The organism is Psychrobacillus sp. NPDC096426, from assembly GCF_044762745.1.
Lineage (GTDB): Bacteria > Bacillota > Bacilli > Bacillales_A > Planococcaceae > Psychrobacillus.
This window is the reverse complement of record NZ_JBIWEX010000022.1, coordinates 45,832-62,151: the sequence shown is the minus strand read 5'-3', so window position 1 is coordinate 62,151 and position 16,320 is coordinate 45,832. Positions and strand designations below refer to the sequence as shown.

14 protein-coding genes, 1 tRNA gene and 2 pseudogenes are annotated in these 16,320 nt (G+C 36.8%); 12 read left to right on the top strand and 5 right to left on the bottom strand.

Features of this window, described 5'->3' with window-relative positions; all coding sequences use genetic code 11:
• Positions 1 to 10: 10 nt before the first annotated feature.
• Positions 11 to 1,897 (top strand): DUF6792 domain-containing protein, encoded by a 1,887-nt coding sequence (locus ACIQYS_RS17105; protein WP_402982499.1) that lies wholly within the window; start codon positions 11 to 13, stop codon positions 1,895 to 1,897.
• A gap of 6 nt (positions 1,898 to 1,903) precedes the next feature.
• Complete coding sequence (locus ACIQYS_RS17100) at positions 1,904 to 2,254, top strand: hypothetical protein (protein WP_402982497.1); 351 nt, start codon at positions 1,904 to 1,906, stop codon at positions 2,252 to 2,254.
• A 238-nt stretch (positions 2,255 to 2,492) separates the two neighbouring features.
• Here ACIQYS_RS17100 and ACIQYS_RS17095 read toward each other — a convergent pair.
• Positions 2,493 to 2,701: pseudogene (locus ACIQYS_RS17095) on the bottom strand (pentapeptide repeat-containing protein); the annotation flags it as partial.
• 215 nt (positions 2,702 to 2,916) lie between these two features.
• Between ACIQYS_RS17095 and ACIQYS_RS17090 the strand changes: the two are divergent.
• Complete coding sequence (locus tag ACIQYS_RS17090) at positions 2,917 to 4,449, top strand: multicopper oxidase family protein (protein ID WP_402982495.1); 1,533 nt, start codon at positions 2,917 to 2,919, stop codon at positions 4,447 to 4,449.
• 416 nt (positions 4,450 to 4,865) lie between these two features.
• On the opposite strand, the gene ACIQYS_RS17085 is transcribed toward ACIQYS_RS17090, so the two are convergent.
• Together ACIQYS_RS17085 and ACIQYS_RS17080 are read right to left on the bottom strand one after the other, a co-directional pair.
• The gene (locus ACIQYS_RS17085; protein WP_402982493.1) at positions 4,866 to 5,321 is read right to left on the bottom strand and encodes a GNAT family N-acetyltransferase; all 456 of its coding nucleotides are present in this window, start codon (positions 5,319 to 5,321) and stop codon (positions 4,866 to 4,868) included.
• A 59-nt stretch (positions 5,322 to 5,380) separates the two neighbouring features.
• Positions 5,381 to 5,452: transfer RNA gene (locus tag ACIQYS_RS17080), tRNA-Val, on the bottom strand.
• Positions 5,453 to 5,627: 175 nt separating this feature from the next.
• On the opposite strand from ACIQYS_RS17080, the gene ACIQYS_RS17075 reads away from it, so the two are divergent.
• The 3 genes and pseudogenes from ACIQYS_RS17075 (at position 5,628) to ACIQYS_RS17065 (ending at position 9,067) form a co-directional block, all read left to right on the top strand.
• Positions 5,628 to 6,341, top strand: a complete 714-nt coding sequence (locus ACIQYS_RS17075; protein WP_402982491.1) for an EcsC family protein — start codon at positions 5,628 to 5,630, stop codon at positions 6,339 to 6,341.
• A gap of 432 nt (positions 6,342 to 6,773) precedes the next feature.
• Positions 6,774 to 8,678 (top strand): annotated as a pseudogene (locus tag ACIQYS_RS17070) (endonuclease MutS2).
• A 110-nt stretch (positions 8,679 to 8,788) separates the two neighbouring features.
• Complete coding sequence (locus ACIQYS_RS17065; RefSeq protein WP_402982541.1) at positions 8,789 to 9,067, top strand: DUF1292 domain-containing protein; 279 nt, start codon at positions 8,789 to 8,791, stop codon at positions 9,065 to 9,067.
• Between the two features lie 39 nt (positions 9,068 to 9,106).
• Here ACIQYS_RS17065 and ACIQYS_RS17060 read toward each other — a convergent pair whose 3' ends face one another.
• Positions 9,107 to 9,379 carry a hypothetical protein gene (locus ACIQYS_RS17060; RefSeq protein ID WP_402982489.1) on the bottom strand — a complete coding sequence of 91 codons (273 nt, stop codon included), beginning with the start codon at positions 9,377 to 9,379 and terminating at the stop codon, positions 9,107 to 9,109.
• A gap of 283 nt (positions 9,380 to 9,662) precedes the next feature.
• On the opposite strand from ACIQYS_RS17060, the gene ACIQYS_RS17055 reads away from it, so the two are divergent.
• The 3 genes from ACIQYS_RS17055 to ACIQYS_RS17045 all read left to right on the top strand — a co-directional run bounded on the left by ACIQYS_RS17055 (position 9,663) and on the right by ACIQYS_RS17045 (position 12,782).
• Complete coding sequence (locus ACIQYS_RS17055; RefSeq protein ID WP_402982487.1) at positions 9,663 to 9,935, top strand: DUF1292 domain-containing protein; 273 nt, start codon at positions 9,663 to 9,665, stop codon at positions 9,933 to 9,935.
• A 201-nt stretch (positions 9,936 to 10,136) separates the two neighbouring features.
• Entirely contained in the window at positions 10,137 to 12,368 is a 2,232-nt protein-coding gene (locus ACIQYS_RS17050) for an S-layer homology domain-containing protein (RefSeq protein WP_402982485.1), read from the top strand.
• Positions 12,369 to 12,452: 84 nt separating this feature from the next.
• Positions 12,453 to 12,782, top strand: a complete 330-nt coding sequence (locus ACIQYS_RS17045) for a hypothetical protein (RefSeq protein WP_402982483.1) — start codon at positions 12,453 to 12,455, stop codon at positions 12,780 to 12,782.
• A gap of 87 nt (positions 12,783 to 12,869) precedes the next feature.
• Here the strand turns inward: ACIQYS_RS17045 and ACIQYS_RS17040 are convergent, their stop codons facing one another.
• Positions 12,870 to 13,526 (bottom strand): hypothetical protein, encoded by a 657-nt coding sequence (locus ACIQYS_RS17040; RefSeq protein WP_402982481.1) that lies wholly within the window; start codon positions 13,524 to 13,526, stop codon positions 12,870 to 12,872.
• 301 nt (positions 13,527 to 13,827) lie between these two features.
• Between ACIQYS_RS17040 and ACIQYS_RS17035 the strand changes: the two genes are divergently transcribed.
• The 3 genes from ACIQYS_RS17035 (at position 13,828) to kynU (ending at position 16,309) form a co-directional block, all read left to right on the top strand.
• On the top strand, positions 13,828 to 14,544 hold the full coding sequence (locus ACIQYS_RS17035; protein WP_402982479.1) for a 3-ketoacyl-ACP reductase: 717 nt from the start codon (positions 13,828 to 13,830) through the stop codon (positions 14,542 to 14,544).
• Positions 14,545 to 14,648: 104 nt separating this feature from the next.
• A complete protein-coding gene (locus ACIQYS_RS17030) occupies positions 14,649 to 14,789 on the top strand; it encodes a hypothetical protein (protein WP_402982477.1) in 141 nt (46 codons plus the stop codon).
• Between the two features lie 242 nt (positions 14,790 to 15,031).
• Positions 15,032 to 16,309, top strand: coding sequence for a kynureninase (gene kynU / locus ACIQYS_RS17025; RefSeq protein ID WP_402982475.1), 1,278 nt, complete (start codon positions 15,032 to 15,034; stop codon positions 16,307 to 16,309).
• Positions 16,310 to 16,320: the final 11 nt, after the last annotated feature.

Here is a 16,320-nt window from a genome sequence, read left to right as displayed (position 1 = left end):
GTGATGACAAATGGGAAATGAGGTTTTACATTCCGATAATCTTCGGCTGCGTTTAATTGATTTAGAGTACAAAGGACTGAAAAATGACGAGTTTATAGTGGAAGTCAGGAGAATTTACTTCGAAGAGATGGGCCACGAATTGAAAGCTGACATCGAAATATTGAAATCGAGCGATGCGAAAAGTTTAAAGGGCGACCAATCTGGATATGACGGCACAGCGATTTATTTTAAGACGGAAGGAAAGGAGAATAACCAATTGTATATCCTTTCCCAAGGCAGTCAGCAGGCGAAGGATTGGGAGTACAATATGAATGCGATGTTAGCTGGGCAGGATGCAACGCAGGCCTATGCTACGTATAATTTCGTCAATGACGCGATGGAACACTTCAACGTTAATGACGAAGTGAATCAAGCTGATATTATCGGGATGTCCCACTCGCTTGCCCATAATAATAATGCAACAGCACAATTGATCTACAATGTTTTTGATAAAGTCTACAGTGTCAATGGGGCACAGACTAATTATTATCAACTTTATTCAGCAGACGCAGAGTTCCGTCAAGAAGTGAATAAGCAATTCTCGTTGAGTCGGCATGATTCATTTGCCATTTATAGGCTTGACCCAGTACAGTTGCGGACATTTACGGAAGAGTACTATGAGAAGGAGGGTCATACAAAAGGCATCTACCAGCTCATCTCAACAGATGATCCGTTATTTGGCATCAGTGGGGCAAGAGGTTTTTTTACAGTCGGTAGTGTTAAAGAAGTCGACACGAATAAAGAAAGACCGGGAATCCGTGACATATTCGATCAGTTGCCCGATGCGGAAGTAGCCCATTTACAACAGCTTGCCATCACGTATACGGTCGCCGAGAAAGTAGGTAGCACGAATGGGCTTAGAGAATTGACAGGGCTGGACATATCGATATTTGAAGGTGCACAGGGTAACTGGGATTATGCAAAATTGTATATGACAAAAGGCGATGAAATCAATGCGATGATCGCAGACATGAATACAAAAGTTCCCCCGCTGATTGATTCGATCAAAAAAATGACGAGTAATAGTAATATCATTTTTAGTCACTTCGTCGAAGCCGGTTATTTGAAAGAATCTGATAAAAATATTGTCGTCCAAGAATTGACGAATATTGAAAGCCTTCTTGAAGAAATGAAGTCCATCATCAAGAACAATCATTCCGTGCGGGAATCTCAATACAACGTAAACTATGCCGGTAGCAATCCATTCATGGCTGTACTAGGAGCCGATATCGGTTCGCTCATCCGTCTCATGCAATTGAAAGATTCGTTCACGGAGAGCTTCGATAAACTAAAAGATGTATTAGGACCCATGCTTGCAGAAATCGGGGATAGTCATTCCATACTCGAAATGCTAAATGCACTAGGGTTCCAAGCCGGTCGTGCTTATTTGGGCAGTGATATGATTTTATTTAAAGGAAGCGGAGCCGATCAGATAAAAGTGAATATATCGGCCGCAGTTCGTATGTACCAGCAAGGTAACCTATCGTTGGAAGTGAAAAACCGTCATGTTGAAGCGCTTCTAATAGCATTGGATATTGAATTGGTCGAAGGATTTGCGTTGGAGCAGATGAAGGTAGTAAGGCGTATCGAAGAAATTGAAAGTAACCCTTCTTCATATGCAGACCATATAGATGCATGTTCCGCCCCTTCCGGAAGTCGCGCAGAGGTCGTCAGTGCCAATGTACATGAATATTTGCCACCTTTACGTGATATTCAGTTCGACGGTATCCATTCCATTTTACAAACAGAGATTACAAATGCGAAAACATTTCTAACTACGTCGCGAACAGCAATCGAGACCCTTTTTGATAAAGATGAATTCGTTGCAGCACTGTTCGACTATGCACCGGGAGGTTAAAAGGGGATGTATCGTTATTATTCAGTCAATCTAACGACGAGAATTTTACCTTATGAGAGTCATTTGCATAAAAAAGATAAACTCCAACAGTATGTTGATGCCATTCACGAAGAGGATCGGAACTTTTTGAAATTAGTGCAAGACATCATGACGGGTGATGCAAGTAAAGGGAAAATCGTAGAAGCCATCGAACAAAATGCAAATGAGCAATATCAAAAAAACGAGGCGGCACTTCAACTAGTTAGCTCGGAAATTTGGAAAATGGTTCAGTCCTTCGATGGTCAAACCGATGATATGAAAACACAATCGATGACGATTGACTATAGAGTGTGGGAGGAGTCAGAGTCGGTCAGTTAGATAGAAGGTGAATGATCTTTTAAAGATGTCTGAACAAAGTTAGGCAATGTTATAGTAGAAATCGTCCACTCCTATTATAAATGAACGATTTCTTTTTTATTTGGTTATGTTAGGGTTAGTGGTTGATTTTTATCTGTATTTTTTTACTAAAACATCCATTAATGAAAAAAGAGATTCTATATCAATTTAAAGGAGATAACCTTCAAAAGTCTCCTTCAATAAACCAACTTGAACAAAATTAATTAATCCAATGTGAAGGGCGTTGCATATGGGAGGGTAATATTGTCTTTACATCACCTTTAGCTGAATTAATTTGCATTTGAGTTAAGAACATACTCGTTGATAAATTAGCCCACTTAAATTAGCATTACGCAAATCGGCACAAATAAAATTCACCGCCCTTAAATCAGTATTTTGCATATCGGCAGAAATTAAATATGCACCCCTATAAAAAAACAATACGCTGGTCGTTTGGCGTAATTATGGAGGACTTTCATCAATGAAAAAAATGGTGAAAGTCCTTTTGCTCTTGAAGTTATTTTTTTAAGTTTGCGAAGTTTGAATTGCTTAAATAAGCGGTGGGTCAGGCACTATCTACTGGTTCTTGCGATAGGTTATAGGGAAGGGTACAATTTTTCATTTGACAATAAAGGAGCGCAAATATGATTCTTTCTAAATTTGTAGATGAACTCCCCATTCCTCCAATTTTAAAACCACGCTGGAAAGATCAATTTTATACTTACTTTGAAGTAAGTATGACGGAATTTAAGCAATCACTTCATAGCGAATTAAATGATACAACTGTTTGGGGGTATGAAGGTAGCTATCCGGGACCAACGATTGAGGTAGAATCCGGGGAAATTGTGTTTATCAAATGGATGAACAATCTTCCAGACAAGCATCTGTTGCCTATAGACTATACAGTGCATGGTGCCCATATGGACGTACCCGATGTCCGAACGGTGGTGCATGTCCACGGTGCTTGTGTTGAATCAGAAAGCGATGGTTACCCGGAGGCTTGGTTTACGAGAGGTTTCAAACAAGTCGGTCCATTTTTTAGAAAGCAAGTATATCGATACGATAATTGCAATCATGCATGCACCCTTTGGTATCATGACCATGCTATGGGTATTACGAGGCTTAATGTTTATGCGGGATTGGCGGGGTTATATCTTATTAGAGATCAACGGGAACGTTTATTGAATTTACCAAGTGGGAAGTATGAGGTCCCTCTTGTGATACAAGACAAGACTTTTCAAAAGGACGGTTCTCTTTATTACCCGAAGCAACCAGAACCACCCATTCCGGAATTGGAAACGTCGGTTGTTCCTGAATTTTTCGGGGATACCATTGTAGTGAATGGCAAAGTACATCCCTTTTTAAAAGTGGAACCTCGTAAATATCGATTTAGGTTGCTAAACGCATCCAATGCGCGTTTCTTTAGGGTTAAGCTTCAATCGGGACAGCTTATGTACCAAATTGGGACGGATGGCGGATTCATGCAACACCCAATAGGAGTGCAAGAAATTATGTTAGCACCTGCAGAACGAGCAGATGTGATTATTGATTTTACTAATCTTGAGGGCAATCATATTATCATGACAAACGATGCGCCTACTCCATTTCCAACGGGAGATCCTACAGATGAAAATACAGGTATGATCATGCAGTTTAAAGTAACTCTTCCTTTATCTAGTGTGGATACAAGTGTTGTTCCGGCGTATATTGTGCCTTTTCCCAAAATAAATGAACAGTCAGCTTCCAAGTCAAGACCCCTAACATTAAATCATACGATGGATAAGTATGGTCGTGAACTTATGCTATTGGATAATAAACAGTGGGATGCTCCTATAACCGAAAATCCAAAATTGGGATCAATCAAAATATGGTACCTTATTAACTTAACTCCGGATACACACCCCATTCATCTTCATTTAATTCATTTTCAAATTCTAGACCGAAGAAATTTCGATGTGGAAAAGTATAATAAGGAAAAAACGATCCTTTATACTGGCCCGGCGAATCCGCCGGAACCACAAGAGCGAGGTTGGAAGGATACCGTGCGGGCTAATCCTAATCAAGTAACTCGAATCATCATGAAGTTTGGTCCTTTTACAGGCCGATATGTATGGCACTGTCATGTGTTGGAGCACGAGGATTATGAGATGATGAGACCGTATATTGTTATCCGATAAGTGGAGGCTATCAGGTCCTCCATCAGTTGGACGATTGGCGTAATGAAAAAGGACTTTCATTAATGGAAGAATTATGGATAGTTTCATATATTTGCACTGTTTCGGGGGAGATTGTCCAACCTTGCAAATATTGTCCAGTTTACGAGAGAGATTGCCCAACTATTGGATGGATTGGCTAACTTCGAGGGGAGATTGTCTAACCCCGCAAGAATTGTTCAGTTTACGAGAAAATTTGCCCAACTATTTGAAGGGCTCATCGCTCATCCGGCGGAAAGCGTACGACTGCAGCGAAAATCAAAGCGGATACTTCATTCAATTCACTATGATGCATTATCGCAATTATGTGCGACAACTCATTGATATGAATCATTTCCATTTGCCATATTGGGATAGAAACAGGCGAGCCCTTTTGTTCTTTAATTCAATTGTTGAGATAGACGTATCATATCCCTGCACCATATCCCGTTTTCAAAAATATCTTCTTTATAATGTCTTGTGAAAAAGTCACTATCAATACTAGTGATTCTAAATCCACATTTTTGGTATAGAGCGAGCTGACCGATACTGGAATTACCCGTTCCAACTTCGATTGTTTTATAGCCTTTTACTTTGGATCTCCTTATCGCATCAATAATTAGCTGTTTTCCAATACCTTTTCCTTGTGCACTTTCAGAAACCGCGATATTCACGAGTTCAATTGTGTCAAGGCTTTTAGAAAGCAACACATAAACGCCTATTATTTCTTTGTAGTCTTCAACAATATAGCATTCTCCAGTATTCAAATATTCCTTTACTAATGGTAAAGAAGGATCTGCCAATAACAATAAATCAATTGGGGGCGCTTCATGAATGTTCAATTTTCGGATTTGCATGTTTATTTCCCACCTATAAATAAAGGCACACCCCTAGTAATGGAATGTGCCTTTGAGGATGATCTGAGAGGGATTCGAACCCCCGACCCCGTCCCTGTCAAGGACGTATTCTCCCGCTGAACTATCAGATCGTTATATGTTACTTCCGCTATTATATAAGTTTGACTCAAAGAGTACAATACTTTGAATGACTATTTTTCTATTACGGCTTTAGATGTATTTGTAAACACTGCTAAAGTACATTTAATTAAATAGCAGATGGTCTATACTAGAAATAAAAGTTAGCACGGAGAAAAGAGGGGACATATGGTTGATTATACAAAAGAAGTAGAGCAACAACTTCAATTTTGGAAGCATAAAATAACAAGGAAATCTGGCATCCTAGGCCGGACATCTAAAAATGTACAGAATAAAATTAACGGTCTTATACCAGAAAAGTTTCATCAAGTGATGACAGAAAGTATTAAGAACATGGTGAAGGCAACGCTTGTAGGGTCCAATATCACCACGAAAAAACGATTGCCATTAGAGCTTAGTCTTTATGAGCGAGACGAATTACTAAAAGAAAAACTTTCTACCTTCAGAAAAACGGCTGTTGTTGAAGGAGCAGGAACAGGTGCAGGGGGGATATTGCTTGGACTTGCAGATTTCCCCTTACTTTTATCGATAAAAATGAAATTTCTTTTTGAAGCTGCCGCTATTTACGGATTCGATACAGAAGATTATGAAGAACGACTTTTTATTCTACATATTTTTCTGTTAGCATTTTCAAGTGAAGAAAAACGAAAAGACACATTATATATTATTGAAAACTGGGAACAACAAAAACATGTAATTACCGATATGGATTGGCGAGCGTTTCAGCAGGAATATAGGGATCATATTGATTTAGTAAAAATGTTTCAGTTATTACCTGGTATCGGAGCGGTTGTGGGGGCATTTGCCAACTACAAACTGCTTGACCAACTTGGAGAAACAGCTATGAATTCATATCGATTGCGTTTATTACGCGATATATAATTGACTCTCGCACAAAATGATGGTATATTAAAAATATTCTAATTAAAGGTGTGGTGAAGTATGTCGGTTGTAGGTATAAACTAATTTAGTTTAATAAGGCTTTTAATCACTGGTTTTGTACCAGTTTATTAAGTATGCCTTGTTCCACAATATGTAAGCAACATTGTGGATACCTATCTAAAGACTGCTTCCTTTTCCATATAATCGTTTAACATAATTTGTGTGTTAAAGACGAAGAGTGTGGTGGGATTTGTCCTGCTATGCTCTTTTTTCTTTCCTACCTTATTATTTGTTGACGATAAAAATGCCTTGTGACAATCACAAGGCTAATGCCCGCAGGAGCTTTCTATCCAAATTTCGGATTAACCCGTTTATTTGGAGAGGTAGGAAGAATCCTTGCGGGCATTATTACATTTTTAAGGAGGACTACACATGAATAATATGACATTTGAAAAATTACAATATAACGAACTAAAGGAAATGGTGAAATTCCACTGTGTAAGTAGTTTAGGAAAGGAATTACTAGATAAGCTGCAACCAAGCACAAATAGTAAAGTTGTAAAAAATAGACTGAACGAGACGACAGAAGCACGAAAGTTATTGGATGCAGAAAGCCATCTTCCATTAAAGGGTATTTCCAATATTAATTATCAGATGGAAAAGCTTGAAAAAGGGATGATTCTAGCTCCATCTGAGTTAGTAGCTATTTCAGACTTTTTAAGAGGCTGTCGAGTAATAAAGAAATTTATGCTGGATAAAGAGTTTTTTGCTCCTGTATTACATGCTTATGCTTATTCGATGATGGAATTTCAAAGCATTGAAGAGGATATTAACTATTCTATTAGAGGAAACAGAGTGGATTCGGAAGCTAGCCGAGAATTAAAGAGAATTAGAAATCAAATTGCGAAGACAGAAGAAAAAATAGAAGAACGTTTAAATAAGTTTCTAAAAAGTGGTGCGAACAAAGAATATATCCAAGAATTTTTCATTAGTAAAAAAGACGATCGGTTTACGATTCCTATTAAAGCTTCTTATAAAAATCAAGTAGAAGGTACGATTATTGAAGTTTCTTCAAAAGGGTCTACCGTATTTATTGAACCAGCTGCCATTTCTAGATTGAATGCAGAATTAGCGACTTTAAAGGCGGAGGAGTCGATGGAAGAATATCAAATTTTAGCTACACTTTCAGGCAGTATTCTCGAGGAAACGAGGCAAATTAACATCAATATCGAGCTGATAGCTCAGTATGACATGATTTTTGCCAAAGCGAAGTTTAGTAAAAGTATGGATGGAATAGAACCAAAATTAAATAATCATGGGTACATTAAGCTGAAGAATTGTAAGCATCCGCTTTTGTCAGGAAATATTGTACCTTTAGATTTTGAGATTGGAAAAGACTATCGTAGTTTAATCATTACAGGGCCAAATGCTGGTGGTAAAACAGTAGTGCTAAAAACGATTGGTATATTAACTTTAGCTGTCATGTCAGGTTTTCATATCGTGGCAGATGAAGGTACGGAAATAGCTGTTTTTGATCAGCTATTTGTGGATATCGGGGACAATCAAAGCATTGAAAATTCACTTAGTACGTTTTCATCTCATATGAAGAACATCTCAGAAATTATGAGCACTTCAACGAATAACACATTACTTCTTTTTGACGAAATAGGAAGCGGGACAGAACCGAACGAAGGAGCAGCGCTAGCCATCGCAATATTAGAAGAATTTTATCAAATGGGCTGTATAACAGTAGCGACAACTCACTATGGTGAGATTAAACGTTACTCGGAAATCCATAGTGATTTCATGAATGCTGCTATGCAGTTTAACAGCGAAGCATTAGAGCCAATGTATAAGCTTTTAATCGGCAAATCAGGTGATAGCAATGCACTGTGGATTTCTAAGAAAATGAATTTACGTGAGAAAGTGCTACAAAAAGCACGGCATTATATAGAAAACAAAAACTATGACTTAGAGCGAGTAAGAGACAATAAAGTAAAAAAACCAATCTTAGAAAGCATTCAAGAAGACGCAACTTATGCATTTGAAGTAGGGGATCGAGTAAAACTAATAGAACACGATGATTTTGGTATTGTGTATGAGAAAAAAGACAATCTCAATAATGTATTAGTGTTTTATAACAATGGAATAGTAAAAATAAATGCAAAAAGAATCGAACTGGAAGGAAAAGCAAACGATTTATATCCAGAGGGATATGACTTAAATTCTTAATTTGTTAGTTATGCAGAACGAAAATTTCAACATGATATGGAAAGGGGTTCAAAAAAAGCATTGAAAAAAGTTTCAAAAGAAATGAAGAAAAGGCTTAGTGAATAATACTGAGGAAAGCTTTAGATAAAAATAGTGTTCATTTTGGGTTAATCGAAAGTTTAGAGGGTAGAATAAATTAAATAAAGTGCAAGGAGGGAATTGGAATGGATGATAAAATGGGTGGTATTGAAGTTGGAGAAATCCTTACCGTAATGGATGAAGATAATCGAGAGCAAGAAATAGAAGTGATTGGTTTGTTAACGATTGAAGATAAGGAATATGCAGCGGTTGCTTTTGCGGATGATGCACAAGAAGAAACGGTAGAAGATGTAGATGTGTTCTTTTTCCAGGTTTTAGATGGAGAGGAATTAGCGGAAATAGAGACTGACACGGAATTCGAGAAAGTATCTGCAGCATTTTTAGAAGCTCAAGAAGCAGAAGATGATCATAAATAAGAATGAAAAGAGAGGGTACTTCCTCTCTTTTTTAGAGTGTTATAATCCATCACGACAGTCTGATTTTCCTTGAAATTCATTATAATTTTTTACCTCCACTATTGTTTCTTCTATTTCTTTTATGTAATGCTCGAATAGAAGATGATTCCCAGATGCGCTGAAATTCTGCTGATCAATAGAATTCAACAAAGCAATTATCCCTTTAAACTTTAAATCATCATAAGATGGAACTTCTGATTTTCCCTCAATCTCCCCTTTTACTATTAGTTCTCCATTGCTATCTTCCATGTAAAATTTATGATTATGATGCATTTTTTATTACTCCTCCCTTAACATAATATATCCTAGTTGAGGAGTTTTACTCGCACATCGTATTTACCCAATTACAACTAGTATATATAAGTTATTTTGAACAATATTATAACTAGTGCAATTAAAAGCGGGATGGCAGCTACAATCCATTTTTTTCTACCTTTGGAGAGATACATGGTTGGTCACTGCTAATTTTTGTATTGCTAAAAAACCTATAATAATGGATAATCCAAATGTAAGTTGTATAAAGAGTTCAATGATTTTACGTGAGGAGGAGTAAAGAATGGAACAAAATCAAGGTGAAATTGAAGTTGGTAACATCTTTACAGTGCTAGATGAGGACGACCAAGAGCAAGAAATGGAAGTGCTTGGTCTGTTAACGGTTGATGAAGTTGAATACGCCGCTGTAGGTTTTGTAGAAGATATTCAATCTGAATCCGAGGAAGATATTGACGTATTCTTTTTCCGTGTAGAAGATGAGGAGTTATCTTTTATCGATACGGATGAGGAATTTGAAAAAGTATCTTTAGCATTTTCAGAGGCAGAAGAAGAATAGACGATAAAAAAGGAAGGGCTTAAATAAAGCTCTTCCTTTTTTTTAGGAGGAATGTTATCCCTACCACAAACATAGAATCTAAAGATTGAGTATGAGCACCAAGAAAGGGAGAGAATAACAATAAAAAAATAATCTCATGTTCACAATTTACAGAATATACTGTACAATTTAAAAGAATATTAAATTAGGAGGGTTCTTTTATTGAAATTAAAAACAATCGGTATCACATTAGTTTCTTCTGCTTTATCATTTGGACTATTTTCTTCTGCCGCCGGTGCTACTACTTTTGCGAATGGACAACCTGAAAAAATACAGATTCAAGTTGCTGCATCAGAAACAACCTTTACAAAGAACGATTTAATCAAGAGATTTCATGAGTTATTTCCTAAACAGTTTGACTTTTTAACGAATAATGATTTTCAAATGTATGGTAGTCATTTTTATCCGGAAGATGATACACTTCGCTATAGTTTATCCTTTACAAAGATGATTGATGGTAAGCGACTATATGGTAATGTAGGATTTGTTGGAGACAAATTAGAAATTGAGCAATATTCCTACCAGCCACCTAATGAAAAAGAAGCTTTATTTCCCGCAAAGGTCTCAAAAGACGAGGCTAGAAAAATTGCAGATAATTTCATGAAGAAATTTCTTAACGAAGAGGAATACCAATTAGAAACAAATCAATACAACTATTATCCACAGCAAATATTAACAGAACCAATTCGTTATTCTTTTTCTTTTGCTCGTACGAAAAACCAAGTAGCAATAAATGATCAAAGAATAGAAGTGACTGTTCTTGGAAATGGTGAAGTCGTTGGTTTTTATAAAAGTTCTGCGAAATTGGATTCCTCAACCTACGATGATGTAAAACTGGTAAAAGACAAAAACGATATTTTGAAGAACGTAAAAGAAAATCTTTCTGTAGATTTGCAGTATCAAATAAATATGGATTACAGAACGGGTGAAAGTAGTGTGCAGCTCGTTTACCAACCAATATCAAAAATGCGTGGAGTAAACGCAATTTCAGGTGAATATTTAACTGCAGATGGGTACTCCGCAGACTTTCCGGAGAAAACAAAATTAGAAAAAGTCTCAGCTAATCCACTTCCGGCAAGAAAGAATGGTATTACTACAGAAGAAGCAAAGAAAGTTGCAGAACAATTACTTAGTGTCAAATCCGATAAGGTAAAGTTATCCATTGAATCGATTAGCGAAATGGAAAATTATTACGGACAGGAAGTTATTAGCATTAACTATATGTACCAATATGCGAATGGTGGATACGGATCGAATTTAGAAATTAATAAACAGACAGGAGAAATTATTCAATATCACAATATGACAAGTGATCTTCTACAACAAACTGGAGAGAAACCTAATAAAGAGAATGCTATCTCCAAACAAGAAGCTCTTGCGCAAGCAATCAAGTATGCAAAGGAATGGATTCCTTCCTACTTACACAACTATGCTATGCCTGTAGAAGATCCTTATTCTGATGATAGACTGGGTACGTATTACTTCTCTTTCCCAAGAGTTGTAAATGGTATTATGGTGATGGGAGATCAAATTAGTGTGGGGATAGCTGCTGATGGCTCTTTAAACAGTTTGAATGTAAATAATTATCAAAAGGTAGAAAACTGGCCATCAAGTGATAAAGTTATTTCGGAAGAAAACGCAAAAACTATTTTGAAAGATGCATTAAGCCTAAAATTGAATTATATGAAAAAAGATTATAAACAAGAGAATAAACACTATGATCTAGTATACGTACCTGTATTTAACGAAGATCCGTTTACTTTCTTGGATGCTAATACGGGGAAATGGAATAACATGAATGGTGTAGAAAATACAACTGTTATTTCTCACCCATGGGCACAAGAGGAACTTAATTACCTGATTAACGCCAAAATTTTAGACGTAAAAGATAGTAAAAAATTTAATGGAGATGCTGCAATTTCAAAAGGGGAAGCAATAAAAGTAGTTATGAATTCCCTCACTTATTTTTATGCAGGCGGTTATTATGGTGAAAGAGATAACTTAAAGCAAACTTTTGATAATATAGATCCAAAGCATCCGTTATATCAACCAATTGAGCGTGCAGTTGAAATGGGCATTATTAAACCAACTAGTAAGAGCTTTGATGTGGACTCTCCTATTAAGCGAGAGGAACTAGCAGCTTGGTATATACGCGTTCTAGGACTTGAGCAAGCGGCTAAAAATAGTGATATTTATAAACTAGGCTTTGCCGATGCAAATAAAGTGCAAAAAGAATATACTGGCTATGTTGCGTTAGCAAACTCAATGGGAATACTAGAGTCTGATAAAAATAACTTTAACCCTGCTCGAGAAGTGACATATGCAGAGCTAGCAGTATCAACGATTCGTTTAGCTCATGAAATGGCGGAAAAAAGAAATGGCTTTTATTATTAATTTTATAAGTTAATTTTTGAAAACTTCCACCGTTTTATTAATACGGTGGAAGTTTTTACTTTGACTAATTAAGGTGGATATTGCATGAGAATAACTGTTGGTATACTATCTGTTTTATTTGGAATTATCTTAGCAAGTGCAACTTTTGGTTTTTATAACATGGTAGAAAATATTATTTCACGTACCCATGGGGTAGTTTTTATTGCATTAGGTGCTGTACTTCTAAGTCATAGGAAAAACAAAAAAGGAAAAATATACGCTAGGCCGATGGGGATAGCTATTGCCATGACTATACTAGGGGTTGTATGGATACTAAAGCCGATACTAACTTCTAGCGCTGGATTAGTAGGATTTGGTGTATTTTTTTTGATAGTCGGTTTGATTTTGGCATTGGTTGATTATTTGGAGGAATAATACATAATTGATTTACTAAAAACATTTCAGAAGACTGAAAGATAACAAAAGCATCGATGCAAAAAATGGGCATCGATGCTTTTCACTTTAACGAAGTACGACCTCGTGCTCACCTTCACTATCAACGATGACAAACACTAATGAATTGTCACGTTCTGAAACTGGCATTGGTACTTGTGCATATAAATGAATCGTTTGTTCTTGTAGTGAATCAATACTAGCTCCATCAAACTTTGTTCCGTCCAGTGATTCGGTAGTTGCGAGGAAATCGAATTCATGTTTGTTATCATAAATCGCTTTAAACCTCACCGGAGCTAGTTTGTGCCCATAGTGGAATAAGTTCAACGTGTCATTACTAATTTTTCCTGTTAAATGAAGATAAATTTCGCTGTCTGCAATTATGCTGCGTGGGTCTGCCCCTGTTGATGTTGTAAATTCTTTTGTAAATTCAGCATGATTAAGCGTTATTACAACATCCCCGTTCTCATATTCCAAGACGATATCCTCTTTTAATAGGTTCTCGCCTGGTTCTTGTGTGTTCGTACTCTTTTCTTCTTTAGATTCTGTTTTATCCACTACTTTTTCAGTATTCACAGTTTCATTTTGTTCTACGTTAGACTCAGTATTATTCTCTTCTGGAAGCTTCTCATTTTCATTTTCTGCTACAGCAACTTCACCATCGTTACTACATGCTGCTAAAACAATAGTTAGTGATGCTAATAGAGCAACAAAACTTTTCTTCATATACCCATCTCCCCTATCGTTAATGATGTTCTACTTTCTTAATTATAGTCAGCTATTTTTTGAGCTTGCAAGTGCATATGGGGATAGTTGGTAAAAATGGTACTTTAGAAATCTTAATTAAAAATGAGACTAAATAACGTAATTTACCAAAAATAATGATTTGAATAGGAAATTGGAACTGATTAACTTTAAAATACCTAATTAATGGATATAACGAAAGGCAGATTAGTATACATTTAAGATAGGGGACGGTACTCTATATGTATAATGTACATAACTTTTAGAAGAAGGAGAGAAAGAGATGCAAACAATTACTGGTAAAACAGCCCTTATAACTGGAGCGGGTCGCGGAATTGGCCGAGCAACTGCTATCGCATTTGTAAAGGAAGGTATTCATGTTGGCTTATTAGGGCGAACGATGGAAAATTTACAAAAGGTATCGGAAGAGTTAAAAGAATACGGTGTAAAGGTTTCATTGGCGACTGCAGATGTGGCAAATATGGAATCCGTCAATCAGGCTGTTGAAAAAATCCGAGGTGAGCTAGGCTCTATCGATATTTTAGTGAATAACGCTGGCATCTCCAAATTCGGCAATTTTCTAGATGTAGATCCAGAAGACTGGGCGAAAATAATTCAAGTAAACGTGATGGGTGTATATTATGTAACTAGAGCGGTGTTACCTGACATGATCGAAAGACAAACAGGGGACATCATTAATATTTCATCTACAGCTGGCCAGAAAGGGGCACCTGTAACAAGTGCTTATAGTGCATCAAAAGCAGCAGTTATCGCATTAAGCGAATCATTAATGTTAGAAGTACGAAAGCATAATGTCCGTGTCGTTACTCTAACACCAAGTACAGTTGCAACGGATATGGCAGTCGAACTAAACTTAACAGATGGTAATCCAGAAAAAGTGATGCAGCCAGAAGACATTGCTGACTTTATGGTGGCTCAGCTTAAAATGAATCCAAGAATCCTACTCAAATCAGCTGGATTGTGGTCAACAAATCCATAAATATCAAAAGGGAAAAGCGTTAACTACGCTTTTCCCTTTTTTGTATAATCCATTTTTTTTAGGATAAGCTAACGCAAAAGATCAAAAGATAGGATGAGTTTTGAATGAAAGATAATAAATTTGCAGAACTTGATGGTGAACAATTGCAAGAGATTAATGAGCTGGAAGATAAACTTGGGGTCACGCTTGTCGCTTATGATACCTCAACTTATAATAGTCCTTCTAATGAAACGCCTAATTCATAAGACAAAAAGCATGTCTCATAGTTTTGAGACATGCTTTTTTTATGTTGGAGGGTACTTTCCTACTAACCTTTATTTAGGTTCGTGATAATTACCAAGAAGCAAGAATATATATATTAAATGTGATTTTTAAGCTTCCAGTGTACATTTGGGCTCGTTGACACTATATCACTTAAAACATATCATTAATGTATATATTAGAAAGAATATTCAGAATTACAAAAAAGAATGGGTGATACTGGACGATGGAGAGAAATGTAACGGTGGAATATGCCAAGAAATTAGATGAGTTGGATACTTTAAAGAAATTTCGCAATGAGTTTTATTTGCAGCCAGATATTATTTATATGGATGGCAATTCTCTAGGATTATTGTCAAAGAGAGCGGAGCAGTCAATACTATCTATACTAGATTCATGGAAGAAATATGGGATTGATGGCTGGACGCAAGGGGAGCATCCATGGTTTTATTTCTCCGATACATTAAGCGAGATGTGTGCACCACTTGTTGGAGCGAAGAAAGAAGAAGTGATTATTACTGGTTCTACGACATCGAATTTACATCAGTTAATCGCTAGTTTTTATCATCCAGATGGGGTGCGAACTAAAATCTTGGCGGATGAGTTGAACTTCCCTTCTGATTTGTATGCGATTAGTAGTCAGCTCTCTTTGCATGGATACAATCCCGAGGAGCATATGGTATTAGTGAAAAGTCGTGACGGGGATTCGTTAAACGAGGCGGATATTATAGAAGCAATGGCAGAGGATGTGGCGCTTATCGTATTGCCGAGTGTGTTTTATAGAAGTGGACAAATTTTAAAAATAAAAGAGTTGACGAAAGCTGCACGTGAACGAAATATTTTAATCGGCTTTGACTTATGTCATTCGATCGGATCCGTGCCACATGAGTTAAGTGACTGGGATGTGGATTTTGCGTTTTGGTGTAATTACAAACATTTAAACGGAGGACCCGGAGCAATTGGTGGCTTATATGTGAATCGTAAGCATTTCGGACAAAAACCAGGACTTGCTGGCTGGTTTGGTTCGGATAAAGAAAAGCAGTTTGACTTGGCGATTCAAATGACACCTGCGCCCGATGCAAGTGCTTACCAAATCGGGACGCCAAGCATTTTGAGTGCAGCTCCATTATATGGTTCACTGGAAATGTTTGCAGAAGCAGGGATAAATGCGATTCGTGAAAAATCATTAAAATTAACGGATTATATGACATTACTTGTAGAAGAAGAGTTGGGTGACTATCCATTTACGATTGCCAGTCCAAAGGAACACGACCGCCGTGGTGGTCATATTTATTTAGTGCATGAAGAAGCAGCGCGTATTTGTAAAGCATTAAAGGAATATCAAGTTATTCCAGATTTTCGTTCTCCAAATGGCATACGCCTAGCGCCTGTTGCACTATACAATTCTTTTGAAGATGTATGGAAAACCGTGCATGTCTTAAAGACAATCATGAAAGAAGAGGCATATAAAAAATATGAAAATAAAAGAGATGTTGTAGCGTAAAAGGAGGGGTT

Bases quoted from the DNA above. Each gene is read 5' to 3' on its own strand.
- ACIQYS_RS17105 (WP_402982499.1), top strand. From the start codon at position 11: ATGGGAAATGAGGTTTTACATTCCGATAATCTTCGGCTGCGTTTAATT.
- ACIQYS_RS17100 (WP_402982497.1), top strand. From the start codon at position 1,904: ATGTATCGTTATTATTCAGTCAATCTAACGACGAGAATTTTACCTTAT.
- ACIQYS_RS17090 (WP_402982495.1), top strand. From the start codon at position 2,917: ATGATTCTTTCTAAATTTGTAGATGAACTCCCCATTCCTCCAATTTTA.
- ACIQYS_RS17085 (WP_402982493.1), bottom strand. From the start codon at position 5,321: ATGCAAATCCGAAAATTGAACATTCATGAAGCGCCCCCAATTGATTTA.
- ACIQYS_RS17075 (WP_402982491.1), top strand. From the start codon at position 5,628: ATGGTTGATTATACAAAAGAAGTAGAGCAACAACTTCAATTTTGGAAG.
- ACIQYS_RS17065 (WP_402982541.1), top strand. From the start codon at position 8,789: ATGGGTGGTATTGAAGTTGGAGAAATCCTTACCGTAATGGATGAAGAT.
- ACIQYS_RS17060 (WP_402982489.1), bottom strand. From the start codon at position 9,379: ATGCATCATAATCATAAATTTTACATGGAAGATAGCAATGGAGAACTA.
- ACIQYS_RS17055 (WP_402982487.1), top strand. From the start codon at position 9,663: ATGGAACAAAATCAAGGTGAAATTGAAGTTGGTAACATCTTTACAGTG.
- ACIQYS_RS17045 (WP_402982483.1), top strand. From the start codon at position 12,453: ATGAGAATAACTGTTGGTATACTATCTGTTTTATTTGGAATTATCTTA.
- ACIQYS_RS17040 (WP_402982481.1), bottom strand. From the start codon at position 13,526: ATGAAGAAAAGTTTTGTTGCTCTATTAGCATCACTAACTATTGTTTTA.
- ACIQYS_RS17035 (WP_402982479.1), top strand. From the start codon at position 13,828: ATGCAAACAATTACTGGTAAAACAGCCCTTATAACTGGAGCGGGTCGC.
- ACIQYS_RS17030 (WP_402982477.1), top strand. From the start codon at position 14,649: ATGAAAGATAATAAATTTGCAGAACTTGATGGTGAACAATTGCAAGAG.
- kynU (WP_402982475.1), top strand. From the start codon at position 15,032: ATGGAGAGAAATGTAACGGTGGAATATGCCAAGAAATTAGATGAGTTG.